The sequence below is a fragment of the Salinibacterium sp. GXW1014 genome (assembly GCF_044769865.1).
In the GTDB taxonomy this organism is placed as follows: Bacteria; Actinomycetota; Actinomycetes; order Actinomycetales; family Microbacteriaceae; genus Homoserinimonas.
Genome location: NZ_JBIZWA010000001.1, coordinates 1,566,141 through 1,591,359, shown reverse-complemented (window position 1 = coordinate 1,591,359; position 25,219 = coordinate 1,566,141). Strand labels below are relative to the sequence as shown.

Here is a 25,219-nt window from a genome sequence, read left to right as displayed (position 1 = left end):
ATCCGATCGGGATGAGCGCCTCAAATGGGCATAGAAAAGCTTGGCGGATTTCAACCACCACGCTCCAGTGTAGGTCACGCCCACAGGGCTGTAAAGTTGAGCGCCCCACGGCGGCCATCGTGGTGCCGGTGAAATAACCAGCCTGCCCGAAACACCTTCCACTAGCCTGAGAGGGTGACTGAACTCCCCAGCATCTCCCGCCGAATCGCCGCCATCGCAGAGTCCGCAACGCTCAAGGTCGACACCAAGGCCAAAGCGCTGCAAGCCGAGGGCAGACCCGTCATCAGCTACGCGGCGGGTGAGCCCGACTTCAGCACTCCAAAGCACGTCGTGGAGGCAGCATCCGCCGCCGTGCTCGACCCCAAGAACTACCGCTACACGCCCGCCGCCGGCCTGCCGGCGCTGCGTGAGGCGATCGCCGAGAAGACCCGCCGCGACAGCGGGCTCGAGGTCGCCCCCAGCCAGGTCATCGTCACGAACGGCGGCAAGCAGGGCGTCTACCAAGCCTTCGCGACCGTCATCAGCGAGGGCGACGAGGTGATCCTGCCCGCGCCCTACTGGACGACCTACCCCGAGGTGACGAAGCTTGCCGGCGGCGTGCCCGTCGAGGTCTTCGCCGGTTCGGAGCAGGAGTACAAGGTCACAGTCGAGCAGCTTGAGGCCGCCCGCACCGAACGCACCAAGGTGCTCCTCTTCGTCTCGCCCTCCAACCCGACTGGCGCCGTCTACACGCGCGAGGAGACGAAGGCGATCGGCGAGTGGGCCCTCGAGCATGGCCTCTGGGTCATCACCGACGAGATCTACCAGAACCTCGTCTACGACGGCTCGGCCCACGCCCCCTCCATCGTCGAGGTCGTGCCCGAGCTCGCCGAACAGACGATCCTCGTCAACGGCGTCGCCAAGAGCTACGCCATGACCGGATGGCGCCTCGGCTGGATGGTCGGCCCCGCGCGCGCGATCAAGGCGGCAGGCAACCTGCAGTCGCACCTCTCGTCGAACGTGTCGAACATCTCGCAGCACGCCGCCATCGCGGCCCTCACCGGCCCGCAGGACGACGTGCTCGCGATGCGCGACGCCTTCGACCGTCGCCGCCAGCTCATCGTCGCCGAGCTCAACAAGATCCCCGGCGTCGTCACGCCGACCCCGCAGGGCGCCTTCTACGTGTACCCGGATGTCACGGGGCTGCTGAACCGCGAATGGGGCGGCGTGACCCCCACCACCTCGCTCGAGCTCGCCGATCTCATCCTCGAGCAGGCCGAGGTCGCGGTCGTGCCCGGCGAGGCCTTCGGCCCGAGCGGCTACGTGCGCCTCTCCTACGCGCTCGGCGACGAGCCGCTCCTCGAGGGCGTGCAGCGCCTCCAGCGCCTCTTCAGCTAGGTGAGCGCGACCGTGCGTGCTGCGCGGGCCACCGCATCCGACACCGCCTGCAGCAGGGGCGACCTCAGGTTCCACTGCTGCCAGTAGAGCGGCACGTCGAGCGGGCGCTCGGGCATGAGCTCCACCAGTTCGGTGCCGCGCGTCTGCTCCGCGGGGAGCATGGCCCAGCCGAGGCCGAGCCGCACGGCCGCCGCGAACTCGGTCGACGCGGGCACGTAGTGGATGGGCGGGGTCGACCGCACGCGCAACGACCTGAGGAACGCGGCCTGCATGTCGTCGCGACGGTCGAAATCGATGCGGGGGGAGCGACCCAGGGCTCCCGCGGTCACACCCTCTGGCATCCAGCGCTCGATGTACTCGGCGCTCGCGACCGCCCGGTAGCGCACCGTGCCGAGCGGGGTCACGACGCAGCCGGGCACGCTCGTCGCCTGCGAGGTCACGGCCGCCATCACCTGCCCGGACTCGAGTAGGCGCGTCGTGTACTCCTCGTCTTCCCGGTGCAGCTCGAAGACGATCGGATGCTCGCGCGCGACCTCGGCGAGCGCCGGCAGCAGCCAGGTGGCAAGCGAGTCGGCGTTGACGGCGATGCCGATGGAGGTGAGCCGCTCCCCGTCATCATCGAGCCCGACCTCGGCGAGCGCCTCATGCTCGAGTAGCGTCGCCTGGCGGGCGAGGCGCACGATCGCGGCGCCGGCATCCGTTGCCTGCACGGGCTTGGACCGCACGAGCAGCACGCGCCCGAGCCGCTGCTCAAGCGCCTTGATGCGTTGGCTCACGGCGGAGGGCGTGATGTGGAGCGCGCGGGCGGCGCCCTCGAGGGTTCCCTCATCGACGACGGCGGCAACCGTCTTCGCGAGGTCGAGCGGGATCTGCATGAAGCAATGCTAATGCTGACTAAGGAACATTAGCTTCCGTGAATATACGGGCCTCCCCTAGCGTGGACGGGTGACGTTCTCCGCCTCCTTCGACCCGACCCTTGCGATCGCTCTCTCCGGCTTCGTGCTGGGTTTCGGCCTGATCGCCGCGATCGGCGCCCAGAACGCCTTCATCCTTCGCCAGGGCGTGCGCGGGCAGCACCTGCTCGCCGTCGTGCTCGTGTGCGCGGCATCCGACCTCGTGCTCATCTTCGGCGGCATCGCCGGGGTGGGCGCCGTGCTCGAGAACGCCCCCTGGGTCATCACGCTGGTGCGCTGGTTCGGCGTCGCGTTCCTGACGACCTACGGGCTGCTTGCTGCCAAGCGCGCGTGGCGACCGTCAGGGCAGGGACTCACGATCGAGGAGCCGGCGCCGAGCGAATGGAGCAGCGTTGAGGCATCCGACGCTCCCCCAGCGCCGAGCGGCGGCGGCACCGCGACCCTCACCGTGCCCGTCGTCGAGACGCAGACGGCGACGCGCAGCACCCTCGCGACGGCCGTGCTGACTGCGCTCGCCTTCACCTGGCTGAACCCGCACGCCTACCTCGACGCCGTCGTCGTGCTCGGCTCGGTCGCGAACACGCACGGCGACCCGGCACGCTGGATCTTCGGCACGGGCGCGATCCTCGCGAGCTTCGCCTGGTTCACGCTCATCGGCTTCGGGGCCAAGCTTCTGTCGAAGAAGCTCGCGTCACCCAAGGCCTGGCGCATCCTCGACGCCTCGATCGCCGTCATCATGCTGACGCTCGCGGCATCCCTCGCCTTCTCCCACTAGAGGAGCTTGCGCTCGAGCGCCCAGGCGGTGAGCTCGTGGCGGGACGACAGCTGCAGCTTTCTCAGCACTGCCGAAACGTGCGTCTCGACGGTCTTGATGGAGATGAACAGCTCGGTCGCGACCTCCTTGTACGCGTAGCCGCGCGCGATGAGCCGCATGACCTCACGCTCGCGAGCCGACAGCCGGTCGAGCTCGTCGTCGGCCACCGCCTGCTCGCCCGCGGCCGCTCCGAACGCGTCGAGCACGAAGCCCGCGAGGCGCGGCGAGAAGACCGCGTCACCACTCGCGACCGTGCGGATGGCCGAGTTCACGTCGTCGGCGGAGCTGCCCTTCGTGATGTAGCCGCGGGCACCCGCACGAATCACGCCGACGACATCCTCGGCCGAGTCGGAGACGCTGAGGGCGAGGAAGCGCACCGAGTCGAGCAGCCCCGCACAGCGCCGGATGACCTCCGCCCCGCCACCACCCGCGCCGCCTGGCAGGTGCACGTCGAGCAGCACGACCTCGGGCCGATGCTCCGTGACGGCCGCCACGGCCGCATCGACATCGGCAGCCTCAGCGAGCACCTCGACCGCAGCATCGAGCGAGGCCTTGAGGCCCGACCGGAAGATCGAATGATCGTCGACGATCACGACGCTTGTCATGGTTTCTCCACTGAGGCTTCGAGGGCTTACAGGTCGAGGTGCAGGTGCACCTCGGTGCCGACACCGCCCGCGCCGCGCTGCACCGTCGCGGTGCCGCCGGCGCGCTGCATCCTGCCGATGATTGACTCTCTCACGCCGAGGCGGTCGGCGGGCAGGGCGTCCAGGTCGATGCCGGGTCCGCGGTCGCGCACGAAGACGTCGACGGCGGATGCCGCGGCCTCGACGTAGACGGAAACCTCGCCGCCCCCGTGCCGTGCGGCGTTCAGCATCGCCTCCCGCGCTGCCGCGACGACAGAGGGATGCGCGGGCACCGACTCCCCCACCGTGACGACGTCGATGCGCGCGGGATATTCGACCTCGATCGTGGCGGCATCCTCGCTCAGTTCGCTCACGAGGTCGGCGCCGGGCGCGCCGTCGCCCGCGAAGAGCCATTCGCGCAGCTCGCGCTCCTGCGCCCTCGCGATGCGGGCGACGTCGCTCGAGGCACCCGCGCGGTTCTGGATCAGTGCGAGGGTCTGCAGCACCGAGTCGTGGAGGTGCGCCGCGATCTCGGCACGCTGCTCCTCGCGGATGCGGCCCGACCGTTCCCGCATGAGTTCGTTCCACAGGCGCACGATGAAGGGCGCGACCGCGACCGCGAGGCCGAGCACCATCATGCCGACCGCGACGACGGCCGTCATGGCCTCGGGGCGCCAGTCGTTCGAGGCGAGGAGCAGGAGCCCGGTCGCGAGCAGCACGGTCGCGCCCGCGCTGCGGATCACGAGGCGGTAGCGCGGCGAGCGGTCAGGGTCGTGCTCATCGAGGGCAAGGCTCCACACAACGGCACCGCCCGTGAGCACGAGGCTCAGGCTGACGGCGGTCGATGCGGACCCCTCGACGTTGGCCTGCACGATGGCGGCGATCGCCGCGACGGCGCCCAGCACAAGGAGGATGGCGGCAATTGGTGCGCGCCTGCGCGGGGTCTCCTCCGCATCCCCCGTTTCCCCCGGGGCGAGGGGAACGAGCGCCCACAGCCAGCCGTAGAAGAGGATGCCCGCCCCGCCGAGCAGCGAGGCCACGACGAGGAGCAGGCGCACCCGCCGTACGGGCCAGCCGAGGTGCTCGCTGAGCCCGGCGCAGACACCCCCGATGACGGCGCGACGAGGGCGCACGAGTGGCGGCCTGGCGCTGGTCTCGGTCTGGCTCACTCTTGAATCCAAGCAGAGGTGCGGGGCCCGGAGCGACCCGGATGCCACGAATCAGGGTCCGCTCAGGGACGTCCCCAATGGCCGTGGTCAGCGCGTCCCGCCACCATGGATGCCATGGACAACGACACCCCTTCCTCACCAACTCCGCCGCGCGGCGGCACGGCGGCCGACTCGGGCTTCTTCCCGTGGCTGCGCAGCCTCGGCCTCACCCGTGAGCCGGGGTGGCTGGGTGGTGTCGCCGCGGGCATCGCGCTGCGGCTCGGCATCGACCCGCTGATCGTGCGCGGCATCCTCGTCGTGATCGGCATCCTGGGCGCGCCCGTGCTCTTCCTCTACGCGGCAGCCTGGCTGCTCCTCCCCGACACGACGGGTCGCATCCACCTGCAGGAGCTCTTCCGCGGCACCTTCGATCGTGCCCTCGCGGGCATCGCGGTCCTCCTGCTGCTCGCAATGCTGCCGGTCGGCGGCGGCACCGGCTGGTGGTTCACGGGTGGCTGGTGGGATGGCGACTGGTGGGGCGGCGGCTGGGCCGGCCCGGGTCTTGGCGCCCTCATCTGGACCGTCATCCTGACAGGCGCGGTCATCTGGTTCGTCGTCTGGCTTGCCAACCGCCAGAGCACCACGCCCTCGGCGATTTCCATGCCGGCCACCAACGCACCTGCACCGACGACGGATGCCCCGGCCACGACCACGACGGATGCCCCGGCCGCCGCAACCTCCCCGACCCTGCCTCTCGTCTCCGAGCCGACCGCGCCGCCCGCACCCCCGGCGACCGCGGGCGATGCGGAGCTCGCCGCCTGGCGCGAGGGACAGGCCGAGTGGAAGCGCGAGCACGACAACTGGCGCGCCCAGCAGTCCGCTTCGGAGAGGGCCGCCCGCGAGCACCGCCAGGCAGAGGCGCGTCGCCAGCGCCAGGAGGAGGCGGCGGAACGTGCCCGCATCGCTCGCGAGAAGGAGCTCCGCACGCGCCCCAACACGGCGTTCACCCTTGTCGCGGTTGGGCTCTCCCTCGTGGCCGGTGCTGCGACGGCGTTGCTCCTGAGCGACACCGACCTGTCATTCGCATCGCTCGCCGCAGCATCCCTCGCCGTGACACTCGCCGTCCTGGGCCTCGCGATTATCGTCAACGGCATCCGCGGGCGCCGCAGCGGCGGCTCGAGCGGGCTGGCGATACTCGTCATCATCGCCCTGCTCTTCACGGGCGTGCTCGGATGGTTTCCTCGCCCGCTCATCTCTGACGGCACGACCCGCTGGGAGCCGAGCGCGAGTGACCGCAGTGACTCCCGCATGGTCGTCCGCGGCAACATGGTCGTCGACCTGGAGGACTACTTCGCCACTGGCAACGCGCGCATCGGCACCGTCGACCTCTTCGTCGTCAATGGCGACGTCGAGGTCATCATGCCGGGCGACGCTGACGGTCGGGTCGAGGTCGACTCCATCAGCGGACGCATTGAGGTCGATGGTGACATCGTCGACTCTGGTGGCTTCGCATCCTCGGTCGCCCGATACGACTCGCCGAGCGACAGCCGCGTCATCGTCGACGTCTTCGTCATCGCGGGCGACGTGACGGTACGGCAGGCCGACTGATGGCCGCAACAGACAAGCACCACGACGTTCCCCAGGAGGACCGGATGCACGCAACGAACGACACCGAACAGCTTCACGGAGACAGCCCCGCGACCGAGGACACCGAGCGCCGGGCGCTCAGCGGCCCCATCGTCTGGGGCACCATCCTCGTGATCATCGCGGCGCTCTACGCCGTGCAGGTCGCGGTCGATCTGGGCGCGATCGGCGGGATCGACATCTCACCCGCCTGGATCGTGCTCGGCCTCGGCGGGCTCCTCGTCGTGGGCGGCCTGGCCGCAGCGCTCACGCGCCGCCGCTGAGGCGGGGTCAGCCGCGGTAGTTCGGCGCCTCCACGACCATCTGGATGTCGTGGGGGTGCGACTCCTTGAGCCCGGCCGCCGTGATGCGAACGAACTTGCCCTTCTCGCGCAGCTCGTCGATCGTGCGAGCACCGACGTAGAACATCGACTGCCGCAGTCCGCCCAGCAGCTGGTAGGTGACGGATGCGACGGGGCCGCGGTAGGCCACCTTGCCCTCGATGCCCTCGGCGATGAGCTGCTCGTCGCTCGGCACATCCGCCTGGAAGTAGCGGTCGCGCGAGTAGGAGGTCTTCTTGCCGCGGGTCTGCATGGCCCCGAGGGAACCCATGCCGCGATAGGTCTTGAACTGCTTGCCGTTGACGAAGATCATGTCGCCGGGGCTCTCGTCGGTGCCCGCGAGGAGCGAGCCGAGCATGACCGTCTCGGCTCCCGCAACGAGCGCCTTGGCGATGTCGCCCGAGTACTGCAGCCCGCCGTCGGCGATGACGGGAACGCCCGCCTCGCGCGCCGCGAGGGATGCCTCGTAGACCGCCGTGACCTGGGGAACGCCGACGCCGGCGACGACGCGCGTCGTGCAGATCGAGCCCGGCCCGACGCCGACCTTGATGGCATCCGCTCCCGCGTCCACGAGCGCCTGGGCGCCCGAACGGGTCGCGACGTTGCCGCCGATGATGTCGATGCCCGCGAAGGCGCTGTCGCCCTTGAGCCGGCGGATGATCTCGATCTCGCCCCGCGAGTCGCCGTTCGCGGTGTCGACGACGATGACATCGACGCCCGCATCGGCGAGCGCACCGGCCCGCTCCCACGCGTCGCCGAAGAATCCGACTGCGGCGCCGACCCGCAGACGACCCTCCTCATCCTTCGTCGCGTAGGGGTACTGCTCGGTCTTGTCGAAGTCCTTGACCGTGATGAGGCCGGTCAGTCGACCGTTCGCATCGATGAGCGGGAGCTTCTCGATCTTGTGCTCCGCGAAGATCGCGATCGCACCGTCGGGGTCAATTCCCTCGGGCGCCGTGATGAGCGGCATGCGGGTCATGACGTCGCGCACGAGCGTCGTCGCCTTCTCAAAGGGCGAGACGAAGCGCATGTCGCGGTTGGTGATGATGCCGACGAGCTTTCCGTCAGCCTCGATGACGGGGAGGCCCGAGACCCGGAACTGCCCGCAGACGGCGTCGACCTCAGCGACCGTGGCATCCGGAGTCGTCGTCACGGGGTTCGTGATCATGCCCGACTCGGAGCGCTTGACCTTGTCGACATACGCGGCCTGCTCGTCGATCGCGAGATTGCGGTGCAGCACGCCGAGACCGCCCTGGCGCGCCATCGAGATCGCCATGCGCGCCTCGGTGACGGTATCCATCGCGGCAGAGATGAGGGGGGTGTTGACCCGGATGTTGCGGGTCAGACGAGACGACGTATCCACCTCGCTCGGGATGACATCCGTGTGCCCGGGCAGCAACATCACGTCGTCGTAGGTGAGTCCGATGAAACCGAAGGGATCCGGCTGGGTCATTGTTCCCCTTTTGTGAGAGTCGGCGAAAATGCCCGGAAATCCGGGCGAGGGGTGCCGGTGAAGCTGCGATGATTCCCGGTGCTCCATGCTAACCGGTTGGCGCTGACTGCTATTCCGCGACCATAATTACCCAACACCGATCGCTTACCCGAGTAACACCGGCGACACAATCGGCCAGTAACGTCAGCGTCGACGGTACGTGCGGGGGGATTGACCCGATCCCCCGAGGGCACTGCCTTGGAGGTTCAATGAGTAACACCAGCAGGCTTCGACAGCGCCGATCCCGATGGCGCGCCGTCACCTTCGTCGCGATGGTCGGTGCATTCCTGATGCTCGGCTCCCCCGCCATGGCCGATGAAGTCGGGGAGGACGAGCCCTTCAAGATCAGTGGCAATGTCAAACTCGATGGCGAAGCTCTCGAGGATGTGCGCCTCACGGTCACCGGCAACGGCGTCGACCTCGAGGTCGAAACGGATGCTGCTGGCCAGTGGCGCGCTGGCGTGCCCGAACGAGACACCTACACCGTCACGCTCGACGAGGAGACCCTCCCCGAGGGCATCGCGGTCGTCGACGAGACGGGCGAGGATGAGACCCCCAATGAGAAGGAGGTCGAGATCGGGCCCGGTGGCCGCGTCACGATGAACTTCTTCATCGGCGAGGGCGAGCGCAACACCGTCAGCTTCGTCGACCAGCTCGTCTCGCGCTCGATCGACGGCGTCAACTTCGGCCTCATGCTCGGCCTCGCCGCCGTCGGCATCTCCCTGGTCTTCGGCACGACCGGGCTCTCCAACTTCGCCCACGCCGAGATGGTGACCTTCGGCGCGGTGATCGCACTCCTCCTAGGGGTGACGATGTCGCTGCCGATGTGGATCGCCATCCCGCTCACGGTCGTCGTGAGTGCGGCCTTCGGCTGGGCGCTTGATGCGGGCCTCTGGAAACCCTTGCGAAGACGCGGGCTCGGCATCGTGCAGCTCATGATCGTGAGCATCGGCCTCTCCCTCGCGCTGCGGTACGTGTTCCAGTTCTTCATCGGCGGCGGCACCCTGCAATTGCCGGGCTCCAACGCGGCACAGATCCAGCTCTTCGGCAGCGTGCAGTTGTCGTGGATCGACCTCGCGAGCATGGGCATCAGCATCCTCGTCATCATCGGCTTCGCCGCGTGGCTCATGCTCAGCAAGATCGGCAAGGCCACACGCGCCGTCTCCGACAACGCCTCGCTCGCCGCGGCATCCGGAATCGATGTCGACCGCGTCGTGCGCATCGTCTGGATCGTCGCTGCCGCAATGGCCGGCCTCTCCGGCGTGCTTTACGCCTACTTCCGTCCCGGCATCAAGTGGGACATGGGCGCCCAGATCCTGCTGCTCGTCTTCGCCGCCGTCACGCTCGGTGGCCTCGGCACCGCCTTCGGCGCCCTCATCGGCGCGATCATCGTGGGCGTCATGGTCGAGATTTCGGGACTCTGGATTCCCTCGGACCTCAAGTACGTGGGCGCGCTCGGAATTCTGATCCTGGTGCTGCTCTTCCGACCACAGGGCATCCTCGGTCGCAGAGAGAGAATAGGTTAAGGGGCCCCTCATGGACTGGCTGACTATCTTCGGCAACACTGCCTCCTCGCTCATCTCCCCGGCGACCCTCGGCTACGCTCTCGCGGCGATCGGCCTCGCCGTGCACTTCGGCTTCGCCGGCCTGCTCAACATGGGTATCGCCGCCTACATGGCCATCGGCGCCTACGGCTATGCCATCTCGATCCTCACCTTTGGGCTGCCCTGGTGGGCCGGCGTGCTCATCGCCATGGTCTGCTCCGTGCTGTTCTCACTCGTGCTGGGCATCCCGACGCTGCGTCTACGCGGTGACTATCTCGCAATCGTGACGATCGCCGCAGCCGAAATCGTGCGACTGCTCTTCCTGTCGACGACCTTCGACGAGTACACGGGCTCCGCGGATGGCCTCAGCGGCTACCACGCGAGCTTCCGTGAGTCGAACCCGCTGCCCGAGGGCACCTACGGCTTCGGCCCGTGGGAGTACACCGCGAATGGCTGGTGGGTGCGCATCGTCGGCATCCTGCTCGTCGCCCTCGCGCTGCTGATCGTGTGGGCCATCATGCGCAGCCCGTGGGGCCGCGTGCTCCGCGGCATCCGCGAAGACGAGGATGCCGTGCGCTCGCTCGGCAAGAACGTCTTCTCCTACAAGATGCAGGCGCTCATTCTCGGTGGTGTCTTCGGCTCCCTCGGCGGCATCGTCTACGCGCTGCCGTCCTCGGTCAACCCAGGCGTCTACGTGACCTCGCTCACATTCTTCGTCTGGACGGCGCTCCTCCTGGGTGGTGCCGCGACCATCTTCGGTCCCGTGCTCGGCGCGGTGCTCTACTGGGTCGTGCAGACACTCCTCAGCAATATCCTGCCCGCGCTCGTGACGGCGGGCATCCTGCCCTTCATGTCGACGAGCCAGGCCCAGACGCTTCGATTCATCCTCGTCGGTGTCGCCCTGATGCTCCTCGTCATCTTCAGACCGCAGGGCATCCTCGGAAACAAGAAGGAGCTGACCTTTGTCAAGTGACGCAGCAACGCCAGCAGCGACATCCGCTCCCGTGCCCCGACAGAAGTCGACCGGCCTGCACAAGGGCGACATCCGTCCCGGCGTCGAGAAGGTAGACCCCATCGTTATCGCCGACGGGGTCACGCGCACCTTCGGCGGGCTCACGGCCGTCGACGTGGATCACCTCGAGATCCCGCGCAACGCCATCACGGCCCTCATCGGCCCGAACGGTGCCGGCAAGACGACCCTCTTCAACCTCCTGACGGGCTTCGACAAGCCCGACAAGGGCTCCTGGACCTTCGAGGGCAAGTCACTCTCGGGCATCCCCGCCTTCAAGGTCTCGCAGCGCGGGCAGGTGCGCACCTTCCAGCTGACCAAGTCGCTCGGCCTGCTCACGGTGCTCGAGAACATGAAGCTCGGCGCCAAGCACCAGCGCGGTGAGAGCTTCTGGGCCGGCCTCTTCCCCTTCCTCTGGCGCAAGCAGGAGGAGGAGTTCGAGGCCAAGGCACTTGAGTTGCTCGCCCGCTTCAAGCTCGACACGAAGAAGGACGACTTCGCGGCGAGCCTCTCGGGCGGCCAGCGCAAGCTCCTCGAGATGGCCCGGGCACTCATGAGCGACCCGACCCTCGTCATGCTCGACGAGCCGATGGCCGGCGTGAACCCCGCGCTGACGCAATCGCTCCTCGAGCACATCCTCGACCTCAAGGACCAGGGCATGACGGTGCTCTTCGTCGAGCACGACATGCACATGGTGCGGCACATCGCCGACTGGGTCGTCGTGATGGCGGAGGGCAAGGTCGTCGCCGAGGGCCCGCCGGACTCGGTCATGAAGGACCCCGCCGTGATCGACGCCTACCTTGGCGCGCACCAGGACGTCGACCTCGGTGTCGTCACGGGACGCATCGCTGGCGAGGTGCCGTCAGAGGCTGCCGAGGCCCTTGCCGCCGATATCGAGCAGGAACAGGCAGCGGATGCCGCGGCCTTCGAGAACCGAAAGGCCGGCGAATGAGCACCCCCACGACACAGCAGTCCAGTCCCACGCCTGCCGCGACGGGCACGCCGGTCGTCGAGGTCAAGGACCTGACCGCCGGATACCTTCCCGGCGTCAACATCCTCAACAACGCCAACCTCGTGGCCCGACAGGGCGAGCTGATCGGTATCATCGGCCCCAACGGCGCCGGCAAGTCGACCCTGCTCAAGGCCATCTTCGGACAGGTGAAGATCCGTGGCGGCTCGATCTCGCTCAACGGCGAGGACATCACGGGGCTCAAGGCCAACAAGCTCGTCGCCAAGGGCGTCGGCTTCGTGCCGCAGAACAACAACGTGTTCCCGAGCCTGACGATCGAGGACAACCTGAAGATGGGGCTCTTCCAAAACCCCAAGATCTACGACGAGCGCCTCGAGTTCGTCGTCGGCATCTTCGGTGAACTCGGCAAGCGCCTCAAGCAGCGTGCTGGCTCACTCTCGGGCGGTGAGCGCCAAATGGTCGCCATGTCGCGTGCCCTCATGATGGACCCGCACGTCATGCTGCTCGACGAGCCGTCTGCTGGCCTCTCCCCCGTGCGGCAGGACGAGGCCTTCATCCGCGTCTCCGAGATCAACAAGGCGGGCGTCACGACCATCATGGTCGAGCAGAACGCACGCCGCTGCCTGCAGATCTGCGACCGCGGTTACGTGCTCGACCAGGGTCGCGATGCCTACACCGGCACGGGCCGCGAGCTGCTCAACGACCCCAAGGTCATCGGCCTCTACCTGGGCACGCTCGGGCAGGACTAGAAGCCCAACAAAGGGGCTCGGCATCCACGCGGATGCCGAGCCCCTTTGTTGTGGATTGAGGGACGCGAAGGGGCCCGGATGCCGTGGCATCCGGGCCCCTCCCTCAGTCGTTCGGCTTAGTACGCGGAGTAAGTGTTGTCCGGGCCGAAGATGTAGGTGCCGATCACGGCCTCGGTCGGGTCGCCGACCTCGTCGAAGGTGATCGGGCCGGAGATGCCGTCGTAGTCGGCGACGTCTCCGTTGTTGATGATCTCGGCGCAGTCGGCGAAGGTCGAGCACTTCTCGCCGTCACCCGAACCACCCGAGACTTCCTGCAGCGCAGCGGCGATGTCCGCCGCATCCGTCGACCCGGCCTTGAGTGCGGCCAGTGCGAGCAGCATGACGGCGTCGTACGACTCCGCACCGTAGGTGAACTCGGTGAGCTCGGGCTCGCCCTCGCCGACCCAGAACTCGTTGAGTTCCTCGGTGAATGCCGCGAGGTCATCGACGTTGGTGCCGGGGAAGGTGCCCTTGGCGCCCTCGATCGGCGGAACGTCGTCACCGAAGTTGGCAAGGTTGCCATCAACGAAGTAGAGGTTCTCGGCGGGGAACGACGAGACGATGTCCGGAAGCATCGTCTTAACCTCTTCGAACGTGATCAGGGCGATCGCGTCGGGAGCGGCAGCGAGGACCTCGCTGATCTGGGCACTGAAGCTCGTGTCACCCGTGTTGTACGACGACGTAGCGACAACCTCGCCACCAGCGGCCTCGAAGGCCTCCGTGACGTACTTCTGCAGGCCGGTGCCGTAGGAGTCGTTCAGCACGATCATGCCGAGCGTCTGGTGGCCGTCTTCTGCGATGAGGTTGCCGAGCACCTCGCCCTGCAGCACGTCGGACGGTGCCGTACGGAAGTAGAGGCCGTTGTCGTCGTAGGTCGTGAACGCGTCGGACGTGTTGGCCGGCGAGAACAGGATCGTGTCGGCAGCGATGACCTGGTCGATGAACTGCAGCGAGACACCGGACGACGCCGCACCGATGATGGCGGAGACGCCCTCACCGAGCACGCGGGGAACCTCAGTCTCGTAGGCCTTGTTGTCGGTGTCACCCGAGTCACCGCGCACGTGCTCGACCGTGATGCCCAGGTCGGCCTCGTTGATCTGGGAGATCGCGTAGTCGACACCCGCGAACTCGGGCGGGCCGAGGAAGGCGAGGTTGCCGGTTGCCGGCAGCAGCGAACCGATCTTGAGCGTCAGGTCCTCCCCCGTGTTGCCACCATTGCCGCCATTGCCACCGTCGTCCGCCGCGCAGCCGCTCAGCACGAGTGCGACGGCTCCGAGACCTGCGACACCTGCGTAAAGGGCCTTGCGCCCGCGCGATCCGGCATTGGCCTTCGCGAATACGCTCATGTTGCTCCTTGCGTTCATGAAATGTGATAAAAACCACGGCAGGACACTGCCGTCTTGCAACGGTATTGCCCGGCACGCCCGCGCACAATACCTCCGTGTTACGGGGCGGTAACATGCGCGACGGCCCTGTCTACTCGACGAGTACGTCTCCCCCGGGCACCGCCCGGTTGTCGGCACCGTAGGTGAACACGCGGAACACGGCGACCGTCGGGTCGCCCGAATTGTCGAGCGCAAGCGGACCCGAGACGCCGTCGTAGTCGATGTCGGGGCGACTCTCGAGCACATCGAGGCACTCCCCGAAGCTCATGCACTTGATGCCGGCGCCGGACACGTCGATGGCCGAGTAGGCGAGTGACGGACCGCCGTCATCCTCCGCCACGGTCGCGGCGAGCGCCGCGAGCACGGTCGCGTCGTAGGCTTCGGCCGCATATCGCGCATCAGTGATCCCCGGGTCCATCGACTTGACCCTGGCCGCGAACTCCTCCGAGGGCTCCCGCCCGTCGAGCACCCCGCGCACGCCTTCGAGCGCGCCAGCCGGGAGCGCCTGCGAGTAGTCCGCGAGGCCGGCAGCGGTCACCCAGAGGGAGGTGGCGGGGACTCCCGATGTCACAAGGCCGTCGAGCAGCGCGGCAGTCGGCACCTCGGGCGCGAAGGGGCTCGACAGCACGATGGCGTCCACGCCCGAGTCGGCGATCTGGGCAGCGAGGGCAGCGGCATCCGTGTCGGCGGCGAAGGTCTCGGCGAGGGTGACGGCGCCATCCCCCATCGCCTCGGAGAGCACGGATGTCACGGCCGCCGATTCGGCGTCGTCGAAGGTCACGGTGGCGACCGTCTCGGCGTCGTCATCGGCTAGCAGCTGGGCGAGGGCGCGACCCTGCAGGCTCACGGGCGGCGAGGTGCGCAGCAGGAGTCCGGAGTCATCGAGGTCGGAGAGGGCGGATGCCGTCGCGGACGGCGAGATGACAGCGATACCGTCGGCGACGGCGAGCGGGAGGAGTCGCTCGGCGAGCACGGATGAGGAGGGCCCGACGATCACGTCGACGCCGTGCTCGACGAGCTGGGCATAGGAGGCCTCGAGCGTCTCAGTCGAGGCGTCGCCCGAATTGCGGTGGAACACCTCGACGGGGGCACCGAGCACGCCGCCGGCCTCGTTGATCTCACGCACCGCAAGCTCGACGCCCGCGACCTGCGCCGGCGAGAGGAAGGCCGTCTCCCCCGAGGTCGGCAACAGCGTGCCGATGCGCAGGACTCCGTCCCCGGATGCGGCGGGAGCGCTGGGGCGCGGTGAGGCGGAAGGAGTGACCTCCACCTCGGCTGTGCAGCCCGACAGCACAAGCGCTGCAGCGATCGCGACGGCAGTGACGGGAGCACGGCGCACCATGGCGTTCCTCTCATTCGGGGAGGCGCCGACGGGCGACGCCTCAGGAACCCTACCGAGAGATCAGAGCGGTTCCGGCAAGGCGCGGCGCGACATCCGCCCCTCGACGAGCATGTCGATCGTGAGCACGACGAGGGCGACCCAGACGAGCCCGAAGCCCACCCAGCGCTCCGGCGGCATGGCCTCATGCAAGACGAAGGCGCCGAGGATGAACTGCAGGATGGGCGCGAGGTACTGCACGAGGCCGATAGTCACGAGCGGCAGGCGGCGGGCGCCCGCGGCGAACAGCAGCAGGGGCACGGCGGTCGCCACGCCGGACATGAGGAAGAGCGCGAGGTGCACGGGCCCGTTCGCCCCGGCCGCGATGCCCGGGCCCGACGCGAGGACAAGGAGCACGACGACCGCGGGGACCGTCAGCCACATCGTCTCGACCGTGAGCCCCGAGACGGCACCCACCCGCGGGCCCGCCTGCTTCTTGATGAGGCCGTAGAGGCCGAAGCTGCCGGCGAGCGCGAGTGAGATCCAGGGGATCTCACCGAGGCCGATCGCCAGCACGATGATCGCGACGGCGCCGAAGCCCATTGCGAGCCACTGGAGCGGCCGCAGGGATTCGCGCAGCACCACGACACCAAGCAGCACCGTGAAGAGCGGGTTGATGAAGTACCCGAGGGATGACGCAAGCACCTGGCCGTTGAGCGCCGCGAAGACGAAGACGAGCCAGTTGACCGAGATCAGGGCCGCGGCGACCCCCATGATGAGCGCGAGCCTGGGCGACCTCAGAACATCGGCGACCGAACGCCAGCCGCGCGTGATCGTGAGGAGGAGGGCGCAGAAGGCGAGCGACAGGATGACGCGTCCCGCGACGACCTCGAAGGGGCCCGAGGGCGCGAGGAGCAGGAAGTAGCCGGGGAGGAAGCCCCAGAGGCCGTAGGCACCGACCGCGTAGAGGAGACCGGCCCGCCGGTGCATCCGCACGTCTTCGAGTACGGGTGCTGGGCGGCTCACTCGAGAATGCTACAACCGAGAAACGAAAAGCCCGCCCTGCCGGAGCAGGACGGGCCTTCGAGAAATGGATGCGACTAGCGCACGACCACCGCGAGCACGTCGCGGGCCGAGAGCACGAGCAGGTCGTCGCCGCCGTACTTGACCTCGGTGCCGCCGTACTTGGAGTAGATCACCTTGTCGCCGACAGCAACGTCGAGCGGGATACGGTTGCCGTTGTCGTCGATGCGGCCGGGGCCCACCGCCACGACCTCGCCCTCCTGGGGCTTCTCCTTGGCAGTGTCAGGGATGACAAGACCGGATGCAGTCGTCTGCTCGGCCTCGACCTGCTTGATGACAATGCGATCTTCGAGCGGCTTGATGGACACCGACACGGTTGACCTCTTTCTGAAGTGCGTGAAGAAACTTGGGGTTAGCACCCTCACGGGGAGAGTGCCAGAACAACTGTAGCGGGGTGATTGGCACTCTCGCAATCCGAGTGCCAATCACGGCGCGTGCAGCCATAATGGGCCGGATGGATTCCGCCGAGCTCACCCACCTGCTGACGCCCGAGGGCTTGCGGCTTCTCGACTCCCTGCCGCCCTACGACAGCAAGGGCGATGTCGTACGCATGGTGAGCGAGCTCCGGGGTGCCGGTCATCCGCCCGCCCTCGTCGCCGCGGTGCTCACGCAGGCAAGGCTGCGGCATCGCGCGCTTGCCAAGTTCGGCCCCTTCGCCGAGCGGATGCTCTTCACCGAGGCGGGGCTCGAGCAGGCCACCCGGCTGAGCGTCGCGGCAAGGCATGCGGAGCGCTTTCGCACCGCTGGCGTTACGCGCGTCGCCGACCTCGGCTGCGGCATCGGCGCCGACTCACTCGCGATGGCCGCGCTCGACCTCGGCGTGCTCGCGGTCGAGCGCGATGAGGTGACCGCCGCGATCGCCGCGTACAACCTCTCCCCCTGGGCGTCCGTCACGGTCGAGCACGCCTCGGCGCAGGACGTTGACCTGGCCGGGACGGATGCCGCGTGGCTCGACCCCGCGCGACGCAACGAGCGCGGGCGGCTCCACGACCCCGCCGACTGGTCCCCCAGCCTCGACTTCGCCTTCGGCCTGGCCGAGCAGATGCCCGTGGGCGTCAAGCTCGGACCGGGCGTCGACCGCGACGTGATCCCCGCTGACGCCGAGGCCCAGTGGGTCTCGGTCGACCACGACGTGGTGGAGCTGGGAGTCTGGCTGGGCGCTGTCGCGAGGCCGGGCATCCGTCGCTCCGCCCTCGTCATCACGGAACGGGGCGCCGCTGAACTCACCTCGGCGGCCGACAGCGAGGACGCGGAGGCGGGCGAGCTCGGCGAGTACCTCTACGAGCCCGACGGCGCGGTGATCCGGGCACGGCTCATCGGCGACCTCGCGCGCCAACTTGGCGGGCGAATGGTGAGCCAGGACATCGCCTACATCACGAGTGACCGTGCCGTCGACACGCCCTTCGCGTCGCGGTTCCGCATCATCGAGCAGCTCCCACTCGACGAGCGCCGCCTCAAGCGCGAACTGCAGGTGCGCGGCATCGGCCGGGTAGAGATCAAGAAGCGCGGCGTCGACATCGACCCCGCCGCGTTCCGCCGCCGCCTCGCACCCCGCGGAGACGGCACCGCCACCCTCGTGTTGACGAGGGTGGCGGGCCGACGCGTTGCGCTACTGGCAGAGCGGGCGACTCAGTAGTAGCCGCCCGAGGCTCCCGCCACGAGGAAGAAGAAGGCCGGGATGATCCAGATGAGGCCCCAGAGCAGGCTGATCGCCAGGCCTGAGTACCCCGTGATGATGCCCGTGAGCCAGAAGGGCTTGCCGTGGGGCTCGCGGCGCTGCGCGATGTGGCCGAAGATGACACCCGCGAGGGCGGGGAGGAACCCGAGGCCGCCGAAGAGGCTCAGGAAGACGCCCGCGATGCCCGTGATCATCGAGGTGAGGCTGAGCCCCTTGGGCGGACCCGCCGGCGCCGACTGGTAGGGCGCTCCGCCGTAGGGCTGCTGTGTTGCACCGTAGGGCTGCTGCGCTCCCCCGTAAGGCTGTTGGGTGGCGCCGTAGGGCTGCTGGGCCGAGCCCTGCGGCTGCTGCGGAACCCCGTAGGGCTGCTCGGGCTGCGCTGCCGCCGTCGCGTCGCTCGCCGTGGCCGCGGGGCCATAGGGCGAGGCGGCCGGGGCAGCATCCGCCGCGGGCGCGCCGGGTGAGGGCGCCTCGGAGGCGGCGACCTCTGGCATCGGCTCGGGCGCGGGCACCTGCTCGGCAGGGGGCGTGGGGACCGGCGGAACCTCGTCGGGGTTGTGAGTGCTCATGCAGCCATTCTGTCGGATGCCCGCCCCCGGCAACAGCGAAGGGCCCGAGTCGTTCGACTCGGGCCCTTCGGTGACTGCAACTAGTTGTTGAGCTCCTCGAGCTGCTGCTCGAGCTCGTACGGCGTCATGTCGCTGTACTGCTCGCTGATCGCACCGATGAAGGCGGTGCTCACGATGACGAGGAGCACCGTGATCGCGAGGCCGACGAAGCCCGTGATGATGCCCGTCAGCCAGAGGCCCTTCGACGCCTGCGGCTCCTTCGACTTGCCGAGGAAGCCGAGGATGATCGCGGCGATCGGCAGAATGACGCCGATGAGGCCGAAGAGCGAGAAGAGGCCGATCCACGACCCGAGGAGGCCCAGGATTCCGGCGATGAGCGCGATGATGCTCAGCACGGGCGCCTTCTTGGGCGCGCCACCGGCGGGTGCGGCGGAGTAGGGGGTGGGCTCCGGGGCGGCAGCCGGCATGGATTCAGACACGGGAGTCTCCTTGATGAAACGTCGGATTGATGCGGTGCCTATGGTGACAGCACCCCGAACGGGTGTCAACGAACGACACCCGCTTTCTTCGACGTTACGCCTGGATGCTCGTCACGGGGAGGGTCGAGTCGGCGCCGAAGCCGAGCCCGGAGGGCTCCCGCCCCGCCGCGACGAGCTGCGCCCCGAGGGCCGCGATCATGGCCCCATTGTCGGTGCAGAGCGAGAAGGGCGGAATGCGAAGCGCGATCCCGGCCTCCGCGCACCGCTCCTCCGCGAGGGCACGCACGCGAGCGTTCGCGACGACGCCGCCACCGAGCAGCAGGCGCGGCACACCGAGGTCGCGGCAGGCGGCGACGGCCTTCGTGATGAGCACGTCGGCGACGGCCTCGCGGAAGCTCGCCGCGACATCCGCCACCGGCACCTCCTCGCCGGCATCGCGCTTCTGCTCGACCCAGCGCGCGACGGCCGTCTTGAGGCCCGAGAACGAGAAGTCGTAGCGGTGCTTCGCCATGTCCTTGGGCAGACTCAGCCCGCGCGGGAAACGAATGGCCTTGGGATCACCGGATGCCGCAGCCCTGTCGATCTCGGGACCGCCCGGGTAGGGCAAGCCGAGCAGTCGCGCGACCTTGTCGAAGGCCTCCCCCGCCGCATCGTCGATCGTCTCGCCCAGCATCTCGACATCGCTCACGAGGTCGCGCACGAGCAGCAGCGAGGTGTGGCCGCCGGAGACGAGCAGCGCGACCGTCGGGTACTCGACGTCCTCACCCGTCAGCACGTCGGCCCCCACGTGTCCCACGAGATGGTTGACGGCGTAGAGGGGCTTGCCTGTCGCCACGGCGAGCGCTTTGGCAGCGCCGACCCCGACCATGAGGGCGCCCGAGAGTCCGGGGCCGCTCGTGACGGCGATGGCGTCGAGCTCGGCGAGCGAGACATCCGCCCGCTTCAGTGCCTCTTCGAGCGTCGGGTTCATGGCCTCGAGGTGGGCGCGCGCGGCGATCTCGGGCACGACGCCGCCGTAGCGGGCGTGCTCGTCCATGGAGGAGGCGATGACGTTGGCGAGGAGCTCGGTGCCGCGCACGATGCCGACGCCCGTCTCATCGCAGCTGGTCTCGATACCCAGCACGAGTGGCTCGCGGGTCATGATGCTCCCTCCTCGGCAACGCCGGCGATCGGATGCTCCAGGGTCGCCCTCATGACGATGGCGTCGACCCCGTCGGGCTGGTAGTAGCGGGGACGCACCCCGAGGATCTCGAATCCGAGCTCCTCGTAGAGTCGCTTCGCCCCCGGGTTGTCGGCCCGCACCTCGAGGAACATTTCACGCGCTCCCCGCTGCCTCGCCTCCCCCATGAGTTGCAGCATGAGGGCGCGTCCGAGACCTCCGCGGCGGGCGGCCTCATCGACCGCGATCGTCTGGATATCACCCTGTCGCGACCCCGCGGGGGCAAGCAGGCCGGCGTAGCCCTGCACCTCGCCAGTGTCGTTCCGCTCGGCCACCAGATAGTAGGTGTGCTCGCTGCCGAGCTCACCCGCCATGGCCTTCTCCGACCAGGCGTCGTTCGCGAAGGTCGCCGTCTCGATGCGCATGATGTCGGCGAGGTCGCCGAGGCCCGCGCGGCGGAGGAACCAGGTCATCCCGTCACACGCTTCGGGCCAGCGGAGAGGGTCACGTCAGGCGACCGCAGGTAGAGCGGCTCTGCGCCCGCGAAGTCGCGCCCGTGGAAGTACAGCAGCTCGGCGAGCATCCCGGCGGCACCGGCCGACACCTCAGCGGCGTCGATGCGGGTCACCCCTGCGTCAGTGGGCAACTCCGCGGGAGCCGCGAGGGCCGGCTCGCCCGAACGCACAGGGAGCCCCTCAGCATCGACGCCCGAGTAGGCGGACCAGTAGACCTCGCGGCGGCGGGCATCCGTCACCACCAGAAGCGGCCCGGCACTTCCCGCCGCGTAGTGCTGAAAGGCGATGGCGTCGTGGCTCACGACCCGCACGAGCGGCTTGGCCGCGCCGAGCGCGAAGGCCTGCGCAGCCGCGATGCCGACGCGAAGCCCCGTGAACGGGCCCGGCCCCATGCCGACCGCGACGCCGGAGAGATCGGCGACCTTGACCCCCGCCTGCTCGAGGCAGCGCGCGATGAGCTCGCCGACGACCTCGGCGTGGCGACGCGTGTCACTCTCAGCCAGCTCGGCGATGATGCCCCGATCGCGGTCGACGACGGCGACCGAGGTGCCCGCCGAGGTGTCGATGGAGAGGAGCATCAGTCCAGCCTAATCTCGCGCCAGCGGGGGCCATGGCCCTCGATCGTCACCCGCCGGGGTTCGACCGGCTCCTCGCCCTCGACCGCCGTGTCGGCGCCCTTGGGCCGATGGATCGCGATCTCGAGCCATTCATCGACGACCGCGTCGAGCATGCCTGCCGCCCACTCCACGACGACGACGGATGCCTCGAAGTCGATGTCGAGGTCGTCCAGCTCGGCGGGGTGCGAGAGCCGGTAGGCGTCGACGTGCACGAGAGGCGGGCCGTCGCCCAGGTTCGGATGCGTGCGGGCCAGCACGAAGGTCGGACTCGTCACGGGGCCGCGAACGCCCAACGCGTCACCGAGCCCGCGTGTGAAGGTGGTCTTGCCCGCCCCGAGCTCACCGTTGAGCGCGACGACGTCGCCCGCGCGCAGCTGACGCGCGATCCGCGCCCCCAGCTCGCCCATCGCCTCGGGCGTCTCGATCATGCGCTCGATCACGGATGCCACGCCCTCTCCACCCGCGGACCGATCCGTGTCACGACCTCATAGTTGATCGTGCCCGCCGCCGTCGCCCACTCGTCGACCGTGGGCGCACCATCGCTTGGGTCGCCGAAGAGCACGGCGCGGTCGCCGACGGCGACCTCCGTGTCGCCCACGTCGACCACGAACTGGTCCATGGCGATGCGACCCGCGACCCGGAAGGTGCCGCCGTTGATCGCGACGGGGCCGAGGCCGGAGGCTTGGCGGGGAATGCCGTCCGCGTATCCGAGCGGCACGAGGGCGAGCGTCGTCTCGCGCTGGGCGCGATAGGTGAGCCCGTAGGAGACCCCCGAGCCGGCCGGCACCCGCTTGACGGAGGCCACCTCCGCGGAGAGCCGCATCGCCGGCCGCAGCCCGAGTGATCGAGAATCCCGGTCGTCGAAGGGAGAGAGCCCATACATGCCGATGCCGAGCCGCACGAGGTCGAAGCGCGCCTCGGGCACATCGATCGCGCCGGCCGTGGCCGCCAGGTGCCGCCATCGCGGGCGCAGGCCGGCGTCGTGAGCCGCTACCGTCGCCGCCTCGAAGGCTGCGACCTGCGCAAGGTCCTCCTCACGGCCCGCGTTCGCGAGGTGCGAGAAGATCCCCTCGACGCGGATGCGCCCCTGCTGTTCCAACGTCGCGGCACGCTCGAAGAAGGCGGGCCAGGAGGAACGCTCGGCGCCGTTGCGACCGAGACCCGTGTCGACCTTGAGGTGCACAGTGGGCGTGGCATCCGTCGCCGCTGCCCGCTCCAGCTGTTCGACGCGGCTCAGCCCGAGCTCGATGCCGGCAGCCGCCGCAGCCACGAAGTCCTCGTCCGGTGCGTGCAACCACGCGAGGATCGACGCCGAGATGCCGGACTTGCGCAGCACGAGTGCCTCGCCGATGTCGGCGACCCCCAGCCGCTCCGCGCCGCCCTCGAGCGCGGCGCGCGCCACCTCGGCGGTTCCGTGCCCGTAGCCGTCGGCCTTGACGACCGCCATGGCCGGTGTGCCGCCCGCAAGCTCCCGGAGCCTGGCCACGTTGCCGCTGATGGCCGACAGCGAGACGGATGCCTCGCGCATCCGCCCACTCATGCCCGGCCCTCCGCGACGACGTAGGCGATCGCGAGACCGCCGTCGTGACTCATCGAGAGGTGGAAGGTAGCGATGCCGCGCCGCTCGGCGATCTCGGCGATGCCGCCGTGCAGCTCAAACGAGGGGTTGCGCAGCTCGTTCGAGACGACGCGCATGTCGTGCCAGCGCATCCCGGTCGAATCTCCGACCGCCTTGATGAGCGCCTCCTTCGCGGCGAACCGTGCCGCGAGCGAGGGCAGCGAACGCCGACGGCCATCCGCCCACTGTTCGCTCTCGGCGAACAGGCGGTCGAGGAGCCTCGGAGTCCGGCTCGCCGCCCGCTCGAAGCGGGCGAGATCGACCAGGTCGACGCCCACCCCGAGGATCACGGCCTACTCCACCGTGACGGACTTGGCGAGGTTACGCGGCTGGTCGACGTCGAGGCCCTTGGCCGAAGCGAGCTCCATCGCGAAGATCTGCAGCGGGATGACCGCGAGCAGCGGCTCGAAGAAGCGACCCGCGAGCGGGATCGGCAGCACGACATCCGCGTAGGGCAGCACTGCCGCGTCGCCCTGCTCCGCGATCGCGAGCACACGGGCGCCGCGAGCGCGGATCTCCTGGATGTTCGAGACGACCTTCTTGTGCAGCGAGTCGGGGTCGCGCGGGCTCGGCACGACGACGAAGACCGGGATGCCGGGCTCGATCAGCGCGATGGGACCGTGCTTGAGCTCACCGGCCGCGAAGCCCTCCGCGTGGATGTAGGCGATCTCCTTGAGCTTGAGCGCACCCTCAAGCGCGACGGGGAAGCCCACGTGGCGGCCAAGGAACAGCACGGAACGCGTGTCGGCCATCCAGCCGGCCATCTGCTTGATGGTCTCGTGCTCCTCGAGCACGGTCGCCATCTTGTCGGGAAGCGCCTGAAGCTCCTCGACCGCGGAGGCGACCTCCTGCGCCGACAGGGTGCCGCGGGCCGTCGCGATGTGCAGTCCGAGCAGGTAGAGCGCGATCACCTGGGCGACGAAGGCCTTGGTCGAGGCGACCGCCACCTCGGGGCCGGCGTGCGTGTAGATGACGGCGTCGGACTCGCGCGGGATCGTCGCACCCTGCGTGTTGCAGATCGACACCGTGCGCGCGCCGTTCTCGCTCGCGTACTTGACCGCCATGAGCGTGTCCATCGTCTCGCCCGACTGGCTGATCGAGACGACGAGCGTGTCGGGGGTGAGGATCGGCTCGCGGTAGCGGAACTCGTGCGCGAGCTCGACGTCCACGGGCACGCGGGCCCACTTCTCGATCGCATACTTCGCGACCATGCCCGAGTAGTTGGCCGTGCCCGCGCCGACGATCACGATGCGGTCGATGGCACGGAGCGCGTCGTCGCCGATGCCATCGAGTTCGGCGATGTTCACGCCGTCCTCCGTCGCGCGCCCGAGGAGGGTCTTCGCGACAGCCTCGGGCTCCTCGCTGATCTCCTTCGCCATGAAGCTCGACCAGCCGCCCTTTTCCGAGGCGGAGGCATCCCAGGCGACCTCGAAGGTCTTGGCTTCGACCGCGTGGCCGTCGAAGTCGGTGACGGTGACGCTGTCGGGGGTGATGATGGCGAGCTGGTCCTGACCGATCTCCATCGCGCGGTGCGTGTGCTCGACGAATGCCGCGACATCCGAACCCAAGAAGTTCTCGCCGTCACCGAGCCCGATCACGAGCGGCGAGTTGCGGCGTGCCCCCACGACGACACCCGGCTCATCGACGTGCATGACGAGCAGCGTGAAGGCACCGTGCAGGCGCGCGACGACCTCGCGAAGCGCCTCGGCGAGGTTGCCGGTGCGACGGTAGGCGCGGCCCACGAGGAGCGCGGCGACCTCACTGTCGGTCTCGCTGAGGAACTCCGTCTCGGGGTCCTCGTCGAGCAGCTCCTGCTTGAGCTCGGCGAAGTTCTCGATGATGCCGTTGTGGATGAGTGCCAGGCGGCCGTCATCGCCGAGGTGCGGATGCGCGTTCGAGTCGGTGGGACCACCGTGCGTCGCCCAGCGGGTGTGGCCGATGCCGGTGGCGCCATTCGCGACCGGCTGCGAAACCAGCTCGTCGGCGAGCATCTGCAGTTTGCCCGCCTTCTTGCGGGTGTCAAGGGTGCCGTCCGCACCCAGCACCGCGATGCCAGCTGAGTCGTAGCCACGGTACTCAAGACGACGGAGACCGCCCATCAGCACCTCGATGCTCTTGTCGGTTCCGACGTATCCCACGATTCCACACATGCGCC

Annotated in this window: 26 protein-coding genes; 9 read left to right on the top strand and 17 right to left on the bottom strand. The window is 68.8% G+C overall.

Going from position 1 to position 25,219, the window contains the following annotated elements; genetic code table 11:
- Positions 1-174 precede the first annotated feature (174 nt).
- A complete protein-coding gene (locus ACIQK7_RS07890) occupies positions 175-1,377 on the top strand; it encodes a pyridoxal phosphate-dependent aminotransferase (protein ID WP_403023001.1) in 1,203 nt (400 codons plus the stop codon).
- Here ACIQK7_RS07890 and ACIQK7_RS07885 read toward each other — a convergent pair.
- Positions 1,374-2,252: a LysR family transcriptional regulator ArgP gene (locus ACIQK7_RS07885; protein WP_403022999.1), complete on the bottom strand. Its 879-nt coding sequence runs from the start codon at positions 2,250-2,252 to the stop codon at positions 1,374-1,376. The two genes, ACIQK7_RS07890 and ACIQK7_RS07885, sit on opposite strands and share 4 nt — an antisense overlap.
- Before the next feature lie 70 nt (positions 2,253-2,322).
- Here ACIQK7_RS07885 and ACIQK7_RS07880 point away from each other — a divergent pair, with 70 nt between their 5' ends.
- The gene (locus tag ACIQK7_RS07880) at positions 2,323-3,066 is read left to right on the top strand and encodes a LysE/ArgO family amino acid transporter (protein WP_403022997.1); all 744 of its coding nucleotides are present in this window, start codon (positions 2,323-2,325) and stop codon (positions 3,064-3,066) included.
- On the opposite strand, the gene ACIQK7_RS07875 is transcribed toward ACIQK7_RS07880, so the two are convergent.
- Together ACIQK7_RS07875 and ACIQK7_RS07870 are read right to left on the bottom strand one after the other, a co-directional pair.
- A complete protein-coding gene (locus ACIQK7_RS07875) occupies positions 3,063-3,710 on the bottom strand; it encodes a LuxR C-terminal-related transcriptional regulator (protein WP_403022995.1) in 648 nt (215 codons plus the stop codon). The genes ACIQK7_RS07880 and ACIQK7_RS07875 overlap by 4 nt on opposite strands.
- 26 nt (positions 3,711-3,736) lie before the next feature.
- Positions 3,737-4,897, bottom strand: coding sequence for a PspC domain-containing protein (locus ACIQK7_RS07870; RefSeq protein ID WP_403022993.1), 1,161 nt, complete (start codon positions 4,895-4,897; stop codon positions 3,737-3,739).
- 114 nt (positions 4,898-5,011) lie between these two features.
- Between ACIQK7_RS07870 and ACIQK7_RS07865 the strand changes: the two genes are divergently transcribed.
- Together ACIQK7_RS07865 and ACIQK7_RS07860 are read left to right on the top strand one after the other, a co-directional pair.
- Positions 5,012-6,484 carry a PspC domain-containing protein gene (locus ACIQK7_RS07865; RefSeq protein WP_403022991.1) on the top strand — a complete coding sequence of 491 codons (1,473 nt, stop codon included), beginning with the start codon at positions 5,012-5,014 and terminating at the stop codon, positions 6,482-6,484.
- The gene (locus ACIQK7_RS07860; protein ID WP_403022989.1) at positions 6,484-6,783 is read left to right on the top strand and encodes a hypothetical protein; all 300 of its coding nucleotides are present in this window, start codon (positions 6,484-6,486) and stop codon (positions 6,781-6,783) included. Before ACIQK7_RS07865 ends, ACIQK7_RS07860 begins: the two co-directional genes overlap by 1 nt.
- A 7-nt stretch (positions 6,784-6,790) precedes the next feature.
- On the opposite strand, the gene guaB is transcribed toward ACIQK7_RS07860, so the two are convergent.
- Positions 6,791-8,293 (bottom strand): IMP dehydrogenase, encoded by a 1,503-nt coding sequence (gene guaB / locus ACIQK7_RS07855; protein ID WP_325210755.1) that lies wholly within the window; start codon positions 8,291-8,293, stop codon positions 6,791-6,793.
- A 248-nt stretch (positions 8,294-8,541) separates the two neighbouring features.
- Here guaB and ACIQK7_RS07850 point away from each other — a divergent pair, with 248 nt between their 5' ends.
- From ACIQK7_RS07850 to ACIQK7_RS07835, 4 genes are read left to right on the top strand one after another with little or no spacing between them, the layout of a single operon-like run.
- Positions 8,542-9,858, top strand: coding sequence for a branched-chain amino acid ABC transporter permease (locus tag ACIQK7_RS07850; RefSeq protein WP_403022987.1), 1,317 nt, complete (start codon positions 8,542-8,544; stop codon positions 9,856-9,858).
- A gap of 10 nt (positions 9,859-9,868) precedes the next feature.
- A complete protein-coding gene (locus tag ACIQK7_RS07845; RefSeq protein ID WP_403022985.1) occupies positions 9,869-10,849 on the top strand; it encodes a branched-chain amino acid ABC transporter permease in 981 nt (326 codons plus the stop codon).
- Positions 10,839-11,837 (top strand): ABC transporter ATP-binding protein, encoded by a 999-nt coding sequence (locus ACIQK7_RS07840; protein WP_403022983.1) that lies wholly within the window; start codon positions 10,839-10,841, stop codon positions 11,835-11,837. The genes ACIQK7_RS07845 and ACIQK7_RS07840 overlap by 11 nt, the downstream gene beginning before the upstream one ends.
- Positions 11,834-12,604 carry an ABC transporter ATP-binding protein gene (locus ACIQK7_RS07835; protein WP_325210757.1) on the top strand — a complete coding sequence of 257 codons (771 nt, stop codon included), beginning with the start codon at positions 11,834-11,836 and terminating at the stop codon, positions 12,602-12,604. Before ACIQK7_RS07840 ends, ACIQK7_RS07835 begins: the two co-directional genes overlap by 4 nt.
- Positions 12,605-12,720: 116 nt before the next feature.
- Here the strand turns inward: ACIQK7_RS07835 and ACIQK7_RS07830 are convergent, their stop codons facing one another.
- The 4 genes from ACIQK7_RS07830 to groES form a co-directional block, all read right to left on the bottom strand.
- Positions 12,721-13,989 carry an ABC transporter substrate-binding protein gene (locus ACIQK7_RS07830; protein ID WP_403022981.1) on the bottom strand — a complete coding sequence of 423 codons (1,269 nt, stop codon included), beginning with the start codon at positions 13,987-13,989 and terminating at the stop codon, positions 12,721-12,723.
- 130 nt (positions 13,990-14,119) lie between these two features.
- The gene (locus ACIQK7_RS07825) at positions 14,120-15,370 is read right to left on the bottom strand and encodes an ABC transporter substrate-binding protein (protein WP_403022979.1); all 1,251 of its coding nucleotides are present in this window, start codon (positions 15,368-15,370) and stop codon (positions 14,120-14,122) included.
- 60 nt (positions 15,371-15,430) lie between these two features.
- The gene (gene rarD / locus ACIQK7_RS07820; RefSeq protein ID WP_325210760.1) at positions 15,431-16,372 is read right to left on the bottom strand and encodes an EamA family transporter RarD; all 942 of its coding nucleotides are present in this window, start codon (positions 16,370-16,372) and stop codon (positions 15,431-15,433) included.
- Between the two features lie 74 nt (positions 16,373-16,446).
- Positions 16,447-16,743 (bottom strand): co-chaperone GroES, encoded by a 297-nt coding sequence (gene groES, locus ACIQK7_RS07815; RefSeq protein WP_108517758.1) that lies wholly within the window; start codon positions 16,741-16,743, stop codon positions 16,447-16,449.
- A gap of 140 nt (positions 16,744-16,883) precedes the next feature.
- On the opposite strand from groES, the gene ACIQK7_RS07810 reads away from it, so the two are divergent.
- A complete protein-coding gene (locus ACIQK7_RS07810; RefSeq protein WP_403022975.1) occupies positions 16,884-18,065 on the top strand; it encodes an SAM-dependent methyltransferase in 1,182 nt (393 codons plus the stop codon).
- Here the strand turns inward: ACIQK7_RS07810 and ACIQK7_RS07805 are convergent.
- The 9 genes from ACIQK7_RS07805 to glmS all read right to left on the bottom strand — a co-directional run bounded on the left by ACIQK7_RS07805 (position 18,059) and on the right by glmS (position 25,214).
- The gene (locus ACIQK7_RS07805) at positions 18,059-18,676 is read right to left on the bottom strand and encodes a DUF4190 domain-containing protein (RefSeq protein WP_403022972.1); all 618 of its coding nucleotides are present in this window, start codon (positions 18,674-18,676) and stop codon (positions 18,059-18,061) included. The genes ACIQK7_RS07810 and ACIQK7_RS07805 overlap by 7 nt on opposite strands.
- A gap of 80 nt (positions 18,677-18,756) precedes the next feature.
- A complete protein-coding gene (locus ACIQK7_RS07800) occupies positions 18,757-19,155 on the bottom strand; it encodes a DUF4190 domain-containing protein (RefSeq protein WP_325210763.1) in 399 nt (132 codons plus the stop codon).
- A 94-nt stretch (positions 19,156-19,249) separates the two neighbouring features.
- Positions 19,250-20,296, bottom strand: a complete 1,047-nt coding sequence (tsaD, locus tag ACIQK7_RS07795; protein ID WP_325210764.1) for a tRNA (adenosine(37)-N6)-threonylcarbamoyltransferase complex transferase subunit TsaD — start codon at positions 20,294-20,296, stop codon at positions 19,250-19,252.
- Positions 20,293-20,787 carry a ribosomal protein S18-alanine N-acetyltransferase gene (gene rimI, locus ACIQK7_RS07790; protein WP_403022968.1) on the bottom strand — a complete coding sequence of 165 codons (495 nt, stop codon included), beginning with the start codon at positions 20,785-20,787 and terminating at the stop codon, positions 20,293-20,295. The genes tsaD and rimI overlap by 4 nt, the downstream gene beginning before the upstream one ends.
- Positions 20,784-21,407, bottom strand: a complete 624-nt coding sequence (gene tsaB / locus ACIQK7_RS07785) for a tRNA (adenosine(37)-N6)-threonylcarbamoyltransferase complex dimerization subunit type 1 TsaB (RefSeq protein WP_403022965.1) — start codon at positions 21,405-21,407, stop codon at positions 20,784-20,786. The genes rimI and tsaB overlap by 4 nt, the downstream gene beginning before the upstream one ends.
- Entirely contained in the window at positions 21,407-21,895 is a 489-nt protein-coding gene (tsaE, locus tag ACIQK7_RS07780; protein ID WP_403022962.1) for a tRNA (adenosine(37)-N6)-threonylcarbamoyltransferase complex ATPase subunit type 1 TsaE, read from the bottom strand. The genes tsaB and tsaE overlap by 1 nt, the downstream gene beginning before the upstream one ends.
- Positions 21,883-22,986 carry an alanine racemase gene (gene alr / locus ACIQK7_RS07775; RefSeq protein ID WP_403022960.1) on the bottom strand — a complete coding sequence of 368 codons (1,104 nt, stop codon included), beginning with the start codon at positions 22,984-22,986 and terminating at the stop codon, positions 21,883-21,885. The genes tsaE and alr overlap by 13 nt, the downstream gene beginning before the upstream one ends.
- Entirely contained in the window at positions 22,983-23,354 is a 372-nt protein-coding gene (locus ACIQK7_RS07770) for a holo-ACP synthase (protein ID WP_403022957.1), read from the bottom strand. The genes alr and ACIQK7_RS07770 overlap by 4 nt, the downstream gene beginning before the upstream one ends.
- A gap of 3 nt (positions 23,355-23,357) precedes the next feature.
- Positions 23,358-25,214, bottom strand: coding sequence for a glutamine--fructose-6-phosphate transaminase (isomerizing) (gene glmS / locus ACIQK7_RS07765; protein WP_403022954.1), 1,857 nt, complete (start codon positions 25,212-25,214; stop codon positions 23,358-23,360).
- Positions 25,215-25,219 lie beyond the last annotated feature (5 nt).

Coding starts and splice junctions, on each gene's coding strand:
- ACIQK7_RS07885 (WP_403022999.1), bottom strand. CDS start 2,252: ATGCAGATCCCGCTCGACCTCGCGAAGACGGTTGCCGCCGTCGTCGAT.
- ACIQK7_RS07875 (WP_403022995.1), bottom strand. CDS start 3,710: ATGACAAGCGTCGTGATCGTCGACGATCATTCGATCTTCCGGTCGGGC.
- ACIQK7_RS07865 (WP_403022991.1), top strand. CDS start 5,012: ATGGACAACGACACCCCTTCCTCACCAACTCCGCCGCGCGGCGGCACG.
- ACIQK7_RS07860 (WP_403022989.1), top strand. CDS start 6,484: ATGGCCGCAACAGACAAGCACCACGACGTTCCCCAGGAGGACCGGATG.
- guaB (WP_325210755.1), bottom strand. CDS start 8,293: ATGACCCAGCCGGATCCCTTCGGTTTCATCGGACTCACCTACGACGAC.
- ACIQK7_RS07850 (WP_403022987.1), top strand. CDS start 8,542: ATGAGTAACACCAGCAGGCTTCGACAGCGCCGATCCCGATGGCGCGCC.
- ACIQK7_RS07845 (WP_403022985.1), top strand. CDS start 9,869: ATGGACTGGCTGACTATCTTCGGCAACACTGCCTCCTCGCTCATCTCC.
- ACIQK7_RS07835 (WP_325210757.1), top strand. CDS start 11,834: ATGAGCACCCCCACGACACAGCAGTCCAGTCCCACGCCTGCCGCGACG.
- ACIQK7_RS07830 (WP_403022981.1), bottom strand. CDS start 13,989: ATGAGCGTATTCGCGAAGGCCAATGCCGGATCGCGCGGGCGCAAGGCC.
- ACIQK7_RS07825 (WP_403022979.1), bottom strand. CDS start 15,370: ATGGTGCGCCGTGCTCCCGTCACTGCCGTCGCGATCGCTGCAGCGCTT.
- ACIQK7_RS07810 (WP_403022975.1), top strand. CDS start 16,884: ATGGATTCCGCCGAGCTCACCCACCTGCTGACGCCCGAGGGCTTGCGG.
- ACIQK7_RS07805 (WP_403022972.1), bottom strand. CDS start 18,676: ATGAGCACTCACAACCCCGACGAGGTTCCGCCGGTCCCCACGCCCCCT.
- tsaD (WP_325210764.1), bottom strand. CDS start 20,296: ATGACCCGCGAGCCACTCGTGCTGGGTATCGAGACCAGCTGCGATGAG.
- rimI (WP_403022968.1), bottom strand. CDS start 20,787: ATGACCTGGTTCCTCCGCCGCGCGGGCCTCGGCGACCTCGCCGACATC.
- tsaB (WP_403022965.1), bottom strand. CDS start 21,407: ATGCTCCTCTCCATCGACACCTCGGCGGGCACCTCGGTCGCCGTCGTC.
- alr (WP_403022960.1), bottom strand. CDS start 22,986: ATGAGTGGGCGGATGCGCGAGGCATCCGTCTCGCTGTCGGCCATCAGC.
- glmS (WP_403022954.1), bottom strand. CDS start 25,214: ATGTGTGGAATCGTGGGATACGTCGGAACCGACAAGAGCATCGAGGTG.